Annotated in this window: 15 protein-coding genes; 7 read left to right on the top strand and 8 right to left on the bottom strand. The window is 61.3% G+C overall.

The window, feature by feature from the left end; genetic code table 11:
* Positions 1-100: 100 nt before the first annotated feature.
* The 7 genes from VLM75_14360 (at position 101) to VLM75_14330 (ending at position 7,940) form a co-directional block, all read left to right on the top strand.
* On the top strand, positions 101-1,522 hold the full coding sequence (locus VLM75_14360) for a TolC family protein (GenBank protein ID HSV98101.1): 1,422 nt from the start codon (positions 101-103) through the stop codon (positions 1,520-1,522).
* Positions 1,519-2,325, top strand: a complete 807-nt coding sequence (locus VLM75_14355) for an efflux RND transporter periplasmic adaptor subunit (protein HSV98100.1) — start codon at positions 1,519-1,521, stop codon at positions 2,323-2,325. Before VLM75_14360 ends, VLM75_14355 begins: the two co-directional genes overlap by 4 nt.
* A complete protein-coding gene (locus tag VLM75_14350) occupies positions 2,322-3,242 on the top strand; it encodes an ABC transporter ATP-binding protein (GenBank protein ID HSV98099.1) in 921 nt (306 codons plus the stop codon). Before VLM75_14355 ends, VLM75_14350 begins: the two co-directional genes overlap by 4 nt.
* The gene (locus VLM75_14345) at positions 3,239-4,396 is read left to right on the top strand and encodes an ABC transporter permease (GenBank protein ID HSV98098.1); all 1,158 of its coding nucleotides are present in this window, start codon (positions 3,239-3,241) and stop codon (positions 4,394-4,396) included. Before VLM75_14350 ends, VLM75_14345 begins: the two co-directional genes overlap by 4 nt.
* Positions 4,393-5,550 (top strand): ABC transporter permease, encoded by a 1,158-nt coding sequence (locus tag VLM75_14340; GenBank protein HSV98097.1) that lies wholly within the window; start codon positions 4,393-4,395, stop codon positions 5,548-5,550. Before VLM75_14345 ends, VLM75_14340 begins: the two co-directional genes overlap by 4 nt.
* A gap of 10 nt (positions 5,551-5,560) precedes the next feature.
* Positions 5,561-6,490 (top strand): ABC transporter ATP-binding protein, encoded by a 930-nt coding sequence (locus VLM75_14335; protein ID HSV98096.1) that lies wholly within the window; start codon positions 5,561-5,563, stop codon positions 6,488-6,490.
* Positions 6,491-6,683: 193 nt separating this feature from the next.
* A complete protein-coding gene (locus VLM75_14330) occupies positions 6,684-7,940 on the top strand; it encodes a hypothetical protein (protein ID HSV98095.1) in 1,257 nt (418 codons plus the stop codon).
* Positions 7,941-7,985: 45 nt separating this feature from the next.
* Here VLM75_14330 and nqrF read toward each other — a convergent pair whose 3' ends face one another.
* From nqrF to VLM75_14290, 8 genes are all read right to left on the bottom strand, one after another.
* Entirely contained in the window at positions 7,986-9,227 is a 1,242-nt protein-coding gene (gene nqrF / locus VLM75_14325) for an NADH:ubiquinone reductase (Na(+)-transporting) subunit F (GenBank protein ID HSV98094.1), read from the bottom strand.
* A 1-nt stretch (position 9,228) separates the two neighbouring features.
* Positions 9,229-9,846 carry an NADH:ubiquinone reductase (Na(+)-transporting) subunit E gene (gene nqrE, locus VLM75_14320; GenBank protein ID HSV98093.1) on the bottom strand — a complete coding sequence of 206 codons (618 nt, stop codon included), beginning with the start codon at positions 9,844-9,846 and terminating at the stop codon, positions 9,229-9,231.
* 6 nt (positions 9,847-9,852) lie between these two features.
* A complete protein-coding gene (locus VLM75_14315) occupies positions 9,853-10,467 on the bottom strand; it encodes an NADH:ubiquinone reductase (Na(+)-transporting) subunit D (protein ID HSV98092.1) in 615 nt (204 codons plus the stop codon).
* Positions 10,454-11,248: an NADH:ubiquinone reductase (Na(+)-transporting) subunit C gene (nqrC, locus tag VLM75_14310; GenBank protein ID HSV98091.1), complete on the bottom strand. Its 795-nt coding sequence runs from the start codon at positions 11,246-11,248 to the stop codon at positions 10,454-10,456. The genes VLM75_14315 and nqrC overlap by 14 nt, the downstream gene beginning before the upstream one ends.
* Positions 11,235-12,395 (bottom strand): NADH:ubiquinone reductase (Na(+)-transporting) subunit B, encoded by a 1,161-nt coding sequence (locus tag VLM75_14305; GenBank protein ID HSV98090.1) that lies wholly within the window; start codon positions 12,393-12,395, stop codon positions 11,235-11,237. Before VLM75_14305 ends, nqrC begins: the two co-directional genes overlap by 14 nt.
* Positions 12,392-13,762, bottom strand: coding sequence for a Na(+)-translocating NADH-quinone reductase subunit A (locus VLM75_14300; protein ID HSV98089.1), 1,371 nt, complete (start codon positions 13,760-13,762; stop codon positions 12,392-12,394). The genes VLM75_14305 and VLM75_14300 overlap by 4 nt, the downstream gene beginning before the upstream one ends.
* Positions 13,763-13,884: 122 nt before the next feature.
* On the bottom strand, positions 13,885-14,061 hold the full coding sequence (locus tag VLM75_14295; GenBank protein HSV98088.1) for a hypothetical protein: 177 nt from the start codon (positions 14,059-14,061) through the stop codon (positions 13,885-13,887).
* A 237-nt stretch (positions 14,062-14,298) separates the two neighbouring features.
* Positions 14,299-14,865, bottom strand: a complete 567-nt coding sequence (locus tag VLM75_14290) for a 2-oxoacid:acceptor oxidoreductase family protein (protein ID HSV98087.1) — start codon at positions 14,863-14,865, stop codon at positions 14,299-14,301.
* Between the last annotated feature and the right edge of the window lie 20 nt (positions 14,866-14,885).

Below are 14,885 nucleotides of genomic sequence, written 5' to 3'. Positions count from 1 at the left end.
TGCTGGAGGAGATGGCCTTCAAGGGCGACTACATGGCGCGGTTTGAAAGCAACCTCATGAACATCCTCAAAAACGGAATGGAATCCGGTGGGAGGGCGAGATGAAAGGCATGAAAAGAAACGGGATCGTCCGTATCGCGGCCATTGCCGCGGCGATCATGCTCGCCGCGACGGGGAGCACCCCCGCGGCGGATGAGGCCCCGCGTAAGATATCGGTGGACGAGGCGGTGAGGGTGGCCCTGGCGAACAACCGGGAGTACCGGATCGCACTCACGAGGCTCGCGCAGGCGAAGGAGCGTGTGAACGGCGAGTGGGGAAAGCTCTTTCCAGTTCTCGAATCGGAGGCTTCGCTCGCGCGGCAGTATGCCGAGAGCGGGTTCATGAGCCTCACTGACGGGCAATACGACATCAGGTTCGTCCAGATCCGCCTTGGTGTCAACCCGGGAATCTTTTATAATTCGCTTGCCGCCTCCCGGGCCGCGTACGCGGCGGAGAAGGAGGAAGTGCGGCGCGTGAAAGGGGAAACCGAGTCCGCGGTCATCAGGAGCTATTTCGGGGCGCTTGCCGCCGGTGAGATGATAACGCTGCGCAGGGAATCGCTCGATCTTCTGAAATCGAACCTGAAAGACGTCGAGAACCTCTTCCGTACCGGCAGCGTCCCGCGATTCGAGCTTCTCCAGGCCCAGGTGCGGCTAAAAGGCCAGGAGCCGCTGCTCCTCGAGGCCGAGAACAATTACGCCCTCATGCTCGACACCTTCAATTTTCATCTCGGCAGCGGCGCCGTTCGTCACGTCCCCGACGAATCGGTACTGGAAAGCGAGTCCTACCGGATGCCCGCCGGCGATCACGCCGCCAAAAAGGAGGCGCTGGTGCGCACGGCGCTTCGGAACCGGCCGGAGATCATCCAGGTCGAGTTGAAACGCGATGCCGAGTCGCACGCGAGAATGGCGCATAGCTCGTTCTACCTGTGGCCCACATTTTCGGTGAGCGGTTCGTATGGGCGCACCATGTATCTCCCCAGCCGGGTCGACCTCGGGATGCCGCCGGCGATGTCACCCGATCTGTCGCAGATCGCGGGAAGCGAGGACTGGCAGACCACCTGGCAGGTTCGCGCGGCGGCGACCTACCGCTGGGGCGCGCTCATCCCGGCCGACCAGACCCGGGCGCTGGAGCGCGAGGCGGCCGGGAGGGAGAAGGAGGCGGCTGAACTGCTCGAGCGGCTCAAACGGCGCGTCGAGATTTCGGTTAACGCCGAATACTCGCGCCTGATCACCGCCTGCCTGACGATCAGGTCGCAGAAGGACAACGTGTCCACCGCGGAGGAGGGCCTCCGGATCGCGCGCGAGAGCTACCGCGCGGGCGTCATCAAGAATTCGGAGCTCCTTTCGGCCGAGCTCGCCCGCACAAACGCGCGCGCCGGCTATATCAACGCGATCAACGCCTACTACGGCTCCCTGGCCGAGCTCGGGAGGGAGATCGGCTCGGATGATGACGGCATCATAATGGAGGATGTGCGAAAATGAACAGGAAAAAAATGATTCCGCTCGCGCTTGCGGCCGCGGCGCTCGTCGTTTCGACGCTCTATTTCGAGGTGTTCCGCCACCTCGGGAAGGACGACGCGCGTATAGAGGGCTCGGGTACCGTGGAGGTCACCGAGATAGAGATGAGCTCGAAGATAGCCGGGCGTGTCGCGAGTCTTCCGAAGGCGGAGGGGGAACCGGTCGACCGGGGCGAGCTTCTGGTGCGCCTGGAGTACGACGAGCTGTCAGCGCAGCGTAACTCCGCGCAGGCCAATCTCACCAACGCGGAGCGCAACCTCGCCCGCATAAAGGCGCTCTTCGCCTCGGGCTCGGTTTCGCGGCGGGACCTGGACAACGCCGAAACGGCCTACCGCGTGGCGCGCGCCGCGCACGATCAGGTATCGGCCGCGATCACCAACGCGGTCCTCTACTCGCCGATCGGCGGCGTGGTGCTCGATACGAACCTCGAGGTCGGCGAGATGGCGTTTCCGGGAACCCCGATCGTGACTGTCGCCGACATCACCAGGCCGTGGATGTACGTCTACGTCAACGAGGTGAAGCTGGGACTGGTAAAGCTGGGCCAGAAGGCCGAGGTGTACGTGGACTCGTTCCCCGGCAGGGCGTTCGCGGGCAGGGTGGTCGCGATCTCGAACAAGGCCGAGTTTACGCCAAAGACCATCCAGACGAAGGAAGAGCGGGTTAAGCTGGTGTTCGCGGTAAAGATCGCGGTCGACAATCCCGACCAGGCGCTGAAGCCGGGCATGCCCGCCGACGCGGTCATCATTACGAATGGAGAAAAGAAGTGATACACGCGCGCGACATCTCGAAAACTTTCGGAAAAACGCGGGCCGTTGCCGACCTGTCCTTTTCCGTGCGCGGGGGTGAGATATTCGGGATAGTCGGCCCGGACGGGGCCGGGAAGAGCACCCTGCTTCGGATGGTCGCGGGCATCCTTCCTCCCGATTCCGGGAGCATCGAGGTGGGGGGCGTCGACGTGGCCGGTGATCCCTTCCTGATAAAGGAGAACCTCGCATACATGCCGCAGCGCTTCGGGTTGTACGAAGACCTCACGGTGGAGGAGAACATACATTTTTTCGGGAGGGTGTTCGGTGTTTCGCGCAGGGAGATCAGGGAGCGCGAGAAGGGGCTGTACGAGTTCAGCAGGCTCGGTCCCTTCAGGGACCGCCTTGCCGGAAAGCTTTCGGGCGGCATGAAGCAGAAGTTGGGGCTCGCCTGCTGCCTTGTGCACCGGCCCGGGCTCATTCTGCTCGACGAGCCGACGAACGGCGTGGACCCGGTATCGCGGCGCGAGTTCTGGAAGATACTCTACGGCCTGCTGGCCGGGGGCGTGACCATCGTGGTGAGTACCGCCTACCTGGACGAGGCCGAGCGCTGCAACAGGGTCGCGCTCATGTACGAAGGGCGTTTCGTGGTTACGGGAAGCCCGACCGAGATAAAGGCGGGCATCGGCAGGGTGCTTGTCGAGATCCGGCCGTCGGACGTGTGGAAGGCCGAGGCCGTTCTGTTGGAGAGCGGGGAGTTCGCTTCCATCATCCGCGAGGGGAACGCGCTGCGCTTCTTCGTGGACGACGCCGGGCGCGCCGGGAAACGCATAAAAGCCGCGCTTTCCCGCAGGGGCATTCGCGCCGGTGCGGCCGAGACGAAAGTGCCGACGCTTGAAAACTGTTTCATGGAAATCATTTCCAAAGGCGCAAAGCGATGAAAGCCGGTCATTCGCTGGTCCGGGTTCTCGCCGTTGCCGGCAAGGAGTGGCTGCAGGTGCGCCGCGATACGCGAAGCCTCATCCTCGCGCTCGTGGCGCCGGCGCTTCTCATCATGCTCTTCGGCTATGCGCTGACGGTCGACGTTAAAAACGTGGGCATGGCCGTATACGACCAGGACCACAGCACCCTCTCGCGCCGCTTCGTGGAGGAGTTTTCCCACACGGAATACTTCTCGATGCGCGGCCATGTCCAAAGCTACGCCGAGATCGACCGGCTCATCGACAGCGAACGGGTCGCCATGGCGCTCGTCATCCCGCCCGGCTTCGAGCGGCGGTTCAAGTCGGGAAAGAGCACCGACGTGCAGCTTGTCACCGACGGATCGGACGCGACCACGGCGACGGTGGCGATCGGCTACGCGAGCGCGATCATCATGAACTTTAATCTCGACCTCAAGGTGCGGGAGCTCGCCCGCGCCGGTATCCGGGAGCCGAAGATGCCCGTCGAAATACGCAGCAGGATATGGTACAATCCCGAGCTCCGGAGCAAGAACTTCATCATCCCCGGGCTCATAGTCCTCATCCTCGCCATCATCTCCGCGCTCATCGCGTCGCTCACCATTTCGCGCGAGTGGGAGCGCGGCACCATGGAGACGCTCATCACCACGCCGGTGCGCGGGTTTGAACTGGTGCTCGGAAAGCTCATCCCCTATCTCATCATCGGGCTTTTCGACGTGGCGGCGACCATCACGCTCGGATACTTCGTCTTCGATGTCCCCCTTAAAGGGAGCTTCGTGGAGCTGGGCATGGTGTCGCTCCTCTTCCTTGCGGGGACATCGAGCCTTGGGATTCTCATCTCGGCGGCGACGCGCGTTCAGGTGCTCTCGGTGCAGGCGGCGATGGTGGTGACCTACCTGCCCTCGTTCATACTGTCGGGCTTTATCTTCCCCATAAAGAGCATGCCGGTCGTCGTCCAGGCCATCACCTATCTCATCCCGGCCAAGTACCTGATCGTGCTCGTAAAGGGGATCGCGCTCAAGGGCGTGAGCGTAAGCCTGTTGTGGATGCAGATCGTGTTCCTGGCGGTCTTCGCGCTCGCGGTGCTCGCCGGAAGCGTGAGAAAACTTTCGATGCGGCTTCCGGAGGCGCGCTCATGAAGTGGATACGAAAGAGCATCCTTAAAAGCGTGGTGGTCAAGGAGTTCAAGCAGGTGCTGCGCGACCGGCGGATGATCGGCGTGCTATTCGGTTCCCCCATTCTCATGCTCCTCATCTTCGGATACGCGGCGAATACCGACGTCACCGATATAGCGATGGTGCTCGTCGACGAGGACCGTTCATCCGCCAGCCGCGATTTCGTCCGCCGCTTCACCGCGAGCGGATATTTTCATCTCGCGGCGTTTCCGGAATCCCCGGACGGCGCCTCGGATCTGATGGACCGGGGCGAGGCCGACATCATGCTGCACGTCGGCAGGGGCTTCTCGAAGCGGATCAAATCGGGCCGGGGCGCCGAAGTGCAGCTCGTCCTGGACGGCACCGACTCGGGCAGGGCCTCGGTGATCATGTCGTACGTCAACCGGATAACCGGCTCGTTTTCCTTCGACTACCTGGAGGACAGGATACGGGTGCTCGTGGTGTCGCGCGGAACCGGCGGCCTGCGAATGAAAGAGAGCGTCGGACTGGTCGAGCGCGCTCTCTTCAACCCGGACCTCGCCTCGCGTAACTTTATGCTCCCCGGGGTGCTGGGGCTCCTCATCGCGCTGATCACGATCATGCTCACCTCGATGTCCGTGGTGAAGGAGCGCGAGACCGGCACCATGGAGCAGCTCGTCGTCTCGCCGCTTCGGCCAATCGAGTTCGTGGCCGGGAAGACCCTGCCGTTCGCCATCATAGGATTCGCCGATATCTGCGTGGTGACGATCATCACCATCGCGTGGTTCCGTGTGCCGTTTAACGGGAGTTTCGCTTTGCTCCTTTTTTCGGGAATACTGTTCATTCTCTCGACGCTCGCCGTTGGTCTGTACATCTCGACGGTTTCGCGGACCCAGCAGCAGGCCATGCTTTCGACCTTCCTTTTCTTTGTGCCCGCGATCCTCTTCTCAGGGTTCGTCTTTCCCATTTACGCGATGCCGGTGCCGGTACAGGCGATTACCTTTCTCAACCCGCTTCGCTACTTCATCACGATCATCCGCGGGATTTTCCTGAAGGGAGTGGGAGCCGGCGTGCTCTGGCCGGAGATGCTGGCGCTTTTCACACTTGGCGCCGTGCTGCTCTTCTTCAGCGTCCGGCGTTTCAGCAGAAAAATGGAATAGGGTGACGGCGATGAGCGGGTTTTCGGTGGAGGTACGCGGACTCTCGAAACGTTTCGAAGATTTCTACGCGGTGAACGATATCAGCTTCAACGTCCGTGCGGGCGAGATCTTCGGTTTCCTCGGCCCCAACGGCGCCGGGAAGAGCACCACAATCCGCATGCTCTGCGGCATCCTTGCGCCCACCGCGGGAGAGGGGAGCGTGGCGGGTTTCGACATCATGACCGCTCAGGAGAGCATCAAGACCGTCATTGGCTACATGTCGCAGAAGTTTTCACTGTACGACGACCTTACGGTGCGCGAGAACCTCGAGTTCTTCGGGAGCCTTTACGGTCTCGAGGGGGCGCGGCTTCGCGAGCGCATCGCGTACGTTGTGAAAATGGCGGACATCGGGAGGCGGAAGGACACTGTTGTGAAAAGTCTCCCCGGCGGCGTGAAGCAGCGCCTGGCCCTGGGGGGAGCGATTCTGCACGATCCGCCGGTGCTCTTTCTCGACGAACCGACCTCGGGGGTGGACCCCATCATGCGGCGCACTTTCTGGGAGATCATCTACGATTTCTCGAAAAACGGCAAGACCATCTTCGTCACGACGCACTACATGGACGAGGCCGAGCACTGCGACCGCATGGCGCTCATCATCGCGGGGAAGATCATCGCGCTGGACTCGCCTTCCGCGCTCAAGGCGGCATTGCCGTACAGCGTCTGGTCGCTTCGGGTGGAGCGCTTCATCGAGGTGTTCGAGGAGGTCGCCGCGCTTCCGTTTATCGACGAGGCGGCGATTTTCGGGAGCGAGATCCACATCATGTGCGAAAAGGGTTTTCCATTGAAGCGCGAACTGGCGAAGGCGCTCCGGGGAAAAGGAATCGCCGGTTTTATCATCGAGGAAGTCGGCGCCACGCTGGAGGATGTTTTCGTTTCCCACGCCCGCAGGCTCGGGGTCTGAACCCCGGGCTTGTCGTTTCCGGCGCGGACCACCTTGCCGGAACAGGTTCGGGTTAAATGAGCAGTATGAATATTCGATATTAAGAATATTTCAGGAATGGGTAAATTATTATTGAAATACGGCCTTTCGGCTCCATGCTTACCCCCGACAGGGGCCGGCGCCCCGATTCCGGCAACGATGAATCCAGAGGACGATGATGATCGACAGGCTCTCCATCAGGACTAAATCAATTCTGATCAACAGCGGCGTGTGCGTGGCCGCCTTCGCCGCGATCATGGTGCTCTATTACCACTTTCCGGTGTGGTACGTGTATTTCATATCCGAGGACACGCCGGGCGAGTACGCCACCACCACGGCGTACCTCGCGGGCTGTGTCATGATGGCGTGGGCGATGATAAGAAACAGGGACGCGCGTACGATGATCAATGCGCTGCTCTTCCTGTTCATGTTCTTCGTCGGCATGGAGGAGATAAGCTGGGGGCAGCGCATCATCGGCATCGAAACCACCGATTTCTTCATGGAGCACAATCACCAGCGAGAGTTCAACCTGCACAACCTGAGTTTTGTCAAATACACCAAAATGCTTTTCCACAACGGAGTGTTCGTGTGGCTCCTGCTGTCGTGGATTCCCCGGCGGAAGCTCGGAATAATCGGACGCCTGCTCGAATGGCTGAAGGTGCCGAGGATACCGCCCTTTACGGCCCCGTATTTCATACTGGCGCTCGTTTTCGCGTATTTCGGTATCATCCCGAAATCGGAGGAATTCAACGAGCTCATCTTCGCGTACGGCTTCGCGTTCCTCTCGCTCGACATTTATTTTGATACTGGACCCGCGGCCGATCGTGACCGGCTGCATATCCTCCCCGCATGGCTGCTTACGGGCGCCGTTGTGGCGAGCGCGCTTTTACTCTCCGTCCGATGGCCGTGGCCCGATGTCCTGAGCTCGAGGATGAATCTCTTCGCCATAAAGGAGTACCCGCGGCGCGGGCTCGACGTCCAGGCCGAAAAGGTCTTCGAGTACCTGGTCGCCGCGCCGGAGCTTTGCAACCCCGACACGCTGTACAATTACGCGTCCTTTCTCCGGAAAAAGGGCGAGGAAGAGCGCGCACGGACGCTTATCAAGATGGCCCTGGAGGAGAAAAAACGGCGGATAGCGGGCGGCGGGGAGAACGGCACCGCCTATTATCGCATGGCCAACTTCTACGCCTCGCTGTCCAGACGCGCCGAGGAACAGCGCTCCCTTGAGAGGGCCATCGAGCTGTATACCGCCGAGATCCGGGGGATCGAGGAAGGCCTGAGTTCCGGGAAGCTGAAAAAGAAGATCGCCGAAACGCATCTCCGCTACGCGTACGACGAAATAGCCGACGCGTACGAGAGGACCGGGAGCAAGGAGTCGGCGGCGAAATACCGCGCGCTCCTCGAGGGGCTCGGCGGCGCGCCGGGGAAGTAGCACACGGGGGCCGTCCGGGACGGAAACTCCAAGGGAGCGGCCGACTCAGCCGAACTTGTCGAAGCGGATCATCTCCGGGTCGACGCCGAGGTCGTCGAGCATCTTCTGTACCGCGTCGAGCATCATGGGCGGGCCGCAGAGGTAGTATTCGATCTCATCTGGGGCGTGGTGCTTCTTCAAATAGTTTTCGTATACCGCCTGGTGTATGAATCCCCTGTTGCCCTTCCAGTTGTCCTCCGGGAGCGGCTCCGAGAGGGCGATGTTGAACAAAAAGTTTTTAAATTTCTTCTCGATCGCCCTGAACTCGTCCTCATAAAAGATCTCGCGTTTCGACCGCGCGCCGTACCAGTAATTGACCCGCCGCTTCGTCTTCTCGGTATGGAATAAATGGAAGATGTGCGAGCGCAGCGGCGCCATGCCCGCCCCGCCGCCGATGTACATCATCTCGCGACCGGTCTCCTGTATGAAGAACTCGCCGAAGGGACCGGAGATCGAAACCATGTCGCCGGGTTTGCGGCTGAAAATGTACGACGATCCGATACCCGGGGGCAGATTGCTGAAATGCCTGCGCTTGAAGTCCCAGGGCGGCGTGGCGATGCGGACGTTGAGCTTGACGAGGTTTCCCTCGGCCGGGTGGTTGGCCATGGAATAGGCGCGCGTGTCGGTGGACGCGTTCCCTGATTTAAGATCGAAGATGTCCAGGCGCTTCCAGTCGTCGATGTATGCGGGCTCCACCTCGATGTCCTTCGCGAAGCCGATCGCGTACGGCGGGATGTCGATCTGTACGTAGCCGCCGGGCCTGAAGTCGAGCGACTCACCCTCCGGGAGGCGCACCACGAACTCCTTGATGAACGTGGCCACGTTGTTGTTCGATACCACCTCGCAGTCCCATTTTTTGATCGAGAATATCTCCTCGGGAACGCGCACAGCCATGTCGGTCCGCACCTTGACCTGGCACGAAAGGCGCCAGTGCTGTTTCTCCATGGCGCGCGTGATATGCGCCGTCTCGGTGGGGAGGATGTCGCCGCCGCCTTCCGTCACCCGGCACTTGCAGGTGCCGCAGGTCCCCTTGCCGCCGCATGCCGATGGCAGGAGTATGCCCTGCCGCGAGAGGACGGTGAGCAGGGACTTGCCCGGCTGAGCATCGAAGGCTTTTTCCGCGTCACCATTAATGACGATGCGGGCGGCCCCCTTGGGCGCCAGGCGTGATTCGGCCGCGATGATGACAAGGCCGAGCGCGAGGATGATGAAAGAAAACGCCGCGACTCCCGTTACGATGACGATCATATCAGTGCCCCAGGCTGATTCCGGAGAATATCATGAACGCCATGGCCATGAGGCCGGTGACAAGCATGGTGATGCCCAGCCCCCTCATGCCGGAGGGAATGTTCGAATAGCGCAGTTTCCACCGTATTGCCGCCATGCTGACAATGGCCATGAACCAGCCGAGTCCGGAGCTGAAGCCGAAGACCGCGGTTTCGGCGAGCGTTAGCCGGCGCTCCACCATGAAGAGCGAAACGCCGAGGATCGCGCAGTTGACCGTGATGAGCGGAAGATAGATGCCGAGAGCGCTGTAGAGCTTCGACGAGAACTTTTCGATCGCCATTTCCACAACCTGTACCAGCGCCGCTATGACGGCTATGAACGAGATGAATACGAGAAAGCCTAAGTCCACCTCCTTGAATTGCGGGCCGAGCCACGCGAGCGCGCCCTCGCGGAGCACGTACTCGTGGATGATCCAGTTGGCCGGGGCGGTGATGGAGAGAACGAAGACCACCGCCACGCCCAGGCCGAGCGATGTTGGCATTTTTTTCGACAGGGCCAGGAACGAGCACATGCCCAGGAAATACGCCAGTATGATGTTTTCGGTGAATATCGCGCGAATGCCGATGTTTACAAGTTCCATGACGCCTCAGTCCTCGCGGTATCCGGATATGGTTCGCTGCAGCCAGATGATGAGCGAGAGGATGATGAACGCGCCCGGTGCGAGCACCATCAGGCCGTTGTTCTCGTAGCCCGCCGCGTACAGCGACTCCGGGAGCACCTGGTAGCCGAGGATTTTTCCGAACCCCAGGAGTTCCCGGAAAAAACCGACGACAAAGAGGATGAGCGCGTATCCCAGGCCGTTCCCCAGTCCGTCGACAAATGATGGAACGGGGCGGTTTCCCATCGAGAAGGCCTCGATGCGCCCCAGCACGATGCAGTTGGTGATGATGAGGCCCACAAAGACCGAAAGCTGCTTGGACATCTGGAAGGCGTAGGCCTTGAGCAGCTGGTCCACAAGGATGACGAGCGAGGCCACCACGGTCATCTCGACGATGATGCGCACCTTCTGCGGAATATATTCCCGCATGAACGAGGTGATAAGGTTCGAGAAGGCGACCACGGCGATGACGGCCAGCCCCATCACGATCGACGGCTTGAGCTGCGAGGTGACGGCGAGCGCCGAGCATATGCCCAGCACCTGGGTGGTGATGGGATTGTTTTCGTTTATCGGGGAAAGGAAGATTTTTTTATCGACTGCCATGTTCGACACCTCCGCGACGGATCATTGTGAAATAGGGCTCGTACATCGAGAGGCTTCTCATCAAGAGTTCCGTGACGCCCTTCGTGGTCAGGGTCGCGCCGCTGATGCCGTCCACCAGATGAGCGGCCTGCGGTGAGGACGGGTCCAGCTTCCCCTTGAGCACGGTAATGGAGACGAGGTTCCCCCCGCCGTCCAGTATCTTCTTTCCCTTGAATCCATCCTGGAACCAGCGGGACTGTATTTCGGCGCCGAGCCCCGGCGTCTCGCCCTGTTTATGGAAGGTGAGGCCCTTTACGGTGTTGAGGTCGGGCTCGAGCGCGAGATATCCATAGAGCGAGGACCAGAGTCCCTTTCCGTAAATGGGGATGCAGTAGGCGGAGACCACTTCTTTTCCTTTGATCGAATCGACGCGCAGAAAAACCGGATAGCGCCGTTTCCCGGGGGGCTTTTCGGCCTCGCGCGCGGGATCCACGAGTTCCGGGCGCGTTCCCGGTTCATCGACGACCTTCCCCCGGTGGTCGAGAAGCAGCGCGCGCATGTGCGCCTGGTAATAGAGATGCACGTCGGCGCAGATGCCGGGATCCATCTCGCGTTTCGCCTCGTGGGCGTCCGCGTAGCACTCCATGAAGCCCGCGGCGATGAGGATGTTCCGTTTCATGTCGGCCCGCTGCAGCAGGACCTGACGCTCCTTGAGGAGATGAGAGGCGAGGGAGAGGACGAGCGAGGCGGCGAGCGCCACCGCTGCCAGAAAGATGAGCGTGTACGCGTTACCCTGCCGCACGGCGCACCCTCCGTTTCATATTGAGCTGCACCACCGTGTAATCGATGAGCGGCGCGAAAAGATTCATGAAGAGTATGGCGAGCATCATCCCTTCCGGGTAGGCCGGGTTGAGCGTGCGGACCATGACGGTGAGCGCGCCGATCAAAAAGCCATAGACGTACTTGCCGGAGTTCGTCCCCGCGGCCGAGACCGGGTCGGTGGCCATGAAGACCGCGCCGAAGGCGAAGCCGCCCATCACGAAATGGTAGTGCGCGGGGAGCGCCAGTATGCTCGCGGGCGACGGGGCGAAGGCGTTGCAGACGAGCGCCACCACAGCGCCGCCGGCGAAGACCGAAACGATGATTCGCCAGCTCCCGACGCCTGTTATGATGAGGATGAGCGCCCCGATCAGTATCGCGATAACGCTGGTCTCCCCTATGCTGCCCGGTTCGAGGCCGGTGAACATCCTCCAGAAATCGAACCCGTTGGCTGAAAGATGGGTTATGATGTCTCCCTTCGGCTCGATGCCAAGGTGCAGCGGCGTGGCCATGGTGTAGGCGTCGACCACCCTGTCGCCGGTGAGCGTCCACACGCCGGCGCCCGAGATGGACTTTGGATAGGCGAAGAAAAGAAAAGCGCGGCTGACGAGCGCCGGGTTGAAGATGTTCATACCCGTGCCGCCGAAGAGCTCCTTGCCGAGCACCACGCCGAAGCTCACCGCCAGCGCAAGCTGCCACAGCGGGATGGCCGGCGGCATGACGAGCGGGATGAGCGCGCCGGTGACGAAAAATCCCTCGTTGATCTCCTCGCCGCGGATGAGGGCGAAGAACACCTCCCAGGCCCCGCCGACGGCGAAGGTGACGACGTAGAGCGGAATGATCACCGTAAGGCCCTTGAGCATGCAGGCGATGTGATCGGCCGAAATGCCGGCCGAGGCGTAAAACTGGTAGCCGACGTTATAGGTGCCGAAGATCATGCTGGGAAAGAGCGCAACCACAACGATCATCATCATGCGCTTGAGGTCGTACGCGTCGCGGATATGGGCCCCGCCGGCCGTGCGCACCGGCAGGCGGAAGAAAAAGGTCTCGGCCGCGTCGACGAGCGGCCAGAACCGTTCGAGGCGTCCCCCTTTTTCGAACGCCGATCGCATCTTTCCGGGTGGTTTCATTCTCTTTCCCGCGCCTCCTTGAGCACGAGATCGATCCCGTCTCGCAGTATGCGCTGTATGTCGGTCTTGGAGGGGCAGGCATATTCGCACAGCGCGAAGTCTTCCGGCGTTACATCGAGTATGCCGAGCTTTTCCATCTCCTCGATATCGCCGGCGAGTATGGACTTCAGGAGAAACAAAGGCAGTATATCCATCGGCAGCAGGCGCTCGTAGATGCCGGTGGCGACGAAGGCGCGGACGCTGCCGTTGCGGTTGGTGTCGATCGCGAAGCGCCGCCGCGGCATAAGCCGCGAGACAAACGAGCCCGAGAAGCTCTCGAGCGAGAACCCCGGGGAGAGCCAGCCCAGGAACACGCTTTTTTTCGTTTCAGGAATGATTGTGACCAGGTTGTCGCCGAAGCCGAGAAAGCCGTCCGCGCCGGCATTGCGGCCCGTGAGGACGTTCCCGGAAATGAATCGCGCCGACGGAAACGCGTCCGACGCCCCGGCGAAGGATGAAATCTCCGCGCCCGCAAGGACCTCTACGTAACGTCTCCGCGCCGCCGCCGGTCCCGCTACGGCTGCCGTAACCTCGAACGAGGGCGCACCCGCAATGAAAAATCGTCCGATCAGAATGACCCCCTGGACCGTGCAGTGCCACACGATGTCGCCGGCGCCGCGTATCGGGGAGACGTGATGGATATGCACGCCGACGTTTCCGGCAGGGTGCGGGCCTGCGAAGCGGTGGTGCTCAACGTTTTTCACGCCGTCGAAAAGGGAGTCGCCGCCCGGGCCTCCATCCGCGCAGAGATGCACTTTGCCCGGGGTGAGGACCGCGAGCACGTCGATGCCACGCTGGAATTCCCGCTGGTGGTTTTTTATAATGAGCCCCTGGTCCGGAGCGAGCGGCGCGGTGTCCATGGCCGTAACGAAGATGTCGCGCGGCGTGGCCTGTGGGTCGGCGATCGTGCCGAAGGGGCGCTGGCGGACGAGGGGGAAGAGTCCGGCCGCACAGAGTGCGCCGATGATGTCTCCTCGCGCCGAGGAAGATACGCGTTTTGGAGGGGGGGCGGCTGTCGTGGCGACGTGCTGTTTTCCGTCGGTCCGTATGACCACGGCCCCCAGCACCCGCCGCTCTCCGCGGCGGACTTCTGCCACCGTGCCGCTAACCGGAGACGTGACGACGAGCGACTCCCTGCGCTTGTCGCGCCAGAGCGGCGTGCCGACCTTGACCCGTTCGCCGCCCTCCACAAGCGGTTTCGGCGTCATGCCGTAAAAGTCGGCCGGATACAGCCCCACGCTCTCAGGCAACGGCGCGCGCTCGATGAACTTTTCGGCCTCGCCCGCGATGCGGATGTCGTATCCCTTTTTCAGCCTGTAGTTCGCCATATACACTCAGCACGTATGCGGACTATAATGGTAGTTCAGCCTCAACGCATAGTAAAAAGTTGCCGCCGGCACGGTCCATGCGGCTGCAGGCCTCCGGCCCGTTGTGGCGCGGGCATGGGAGGTCATTTTTCCGGGGTGCGGTCCGACCGGTGCACGCTCCCGCAGCGGGCGCAGCGGTTCATTCCGCCGGCACCTGCCGCGCAGCCGCCGCGCCGGCCGTTCTTCCGCGAGAATAACGGCACCATCGCCCCCATGAAGAGCGCGACGATCGCGAACGCTATTGCTATGGTGGGAACCATGGCCGACCGTATTTTTCCCTGCGCCTGATGTTATACGCGAACTAATATATTCGCTTATTGGCGGGAGCGTCTTCCGGCTTTTCCCCGTCGAGGGCGGCGGGCAAAAGCATTCTCCCGAATCGCGCGATGCCTCGAACATATGCGGGAATGTACACGAGGAATACTATTGATGCAAGAATTTTTTGGCGGACGGGGTGGATGTGGAAGAGTGAAGGCGCCGAATCCGGTGCGGCGTCTTCACTCCCGCGCAGAGCGGGCGCTGCCGTTGGCGGCGATTTCGATGCCGCGCCGTATCGCCTCGAGGTTGGCGGGGATCGTCTTTATAAGGCGTTCGGGTGTGACATCTTCCATTACGCTCTCCACGTCGCTGAAGCCGAGTATTCCCGATCTCTGGAGGAACGCGCCGAGGGCGATCATGCCGGAGAGCATTGCGCTTCCCAGCGCCTGGGCCTCGTCGTTGCATCTGAGGGCGAGCGGTTCGATGTCGTCCCTGTGGAGCATGCTGTCGGGGGCAAGGCTTGAGTTCATGATGAGCAGACCCCGCGGCGCCACCAGCTTCTGGTACTTGTCGACGGCGACGGTGTCCATGGCGATGACGCACTTCGGGTGGTTGGTCACCATGGAGCCTATCGCCTCGTCAGCGATGACCAGCGTCACGTTTGTGCGCCCTCCGCGCTTCTCCACACCGTAGGAGGGAAGGTAGGTCACGTTGAATCCTTTTTTAATCGCCGCAACCGCCGCGATCTGGCTCATCACCTGTATGCCCTGGCCGCCGAAGCCCGCCATAATTACATCGTAGTACAAATCATTCCTCCTTTGGCACG

This window comes from Spirochaetota bacterium (assembly GCA_035477215.1).
GTDB lineage: Bacteria > Spirochaetota > UBA4802 > UBA4802 > UBA5368 > MVZN01.
Note: the sequence above shows the minus strand (reverse complement) of the source record. Positions and strands in the feature narration are given on the sequence as shown.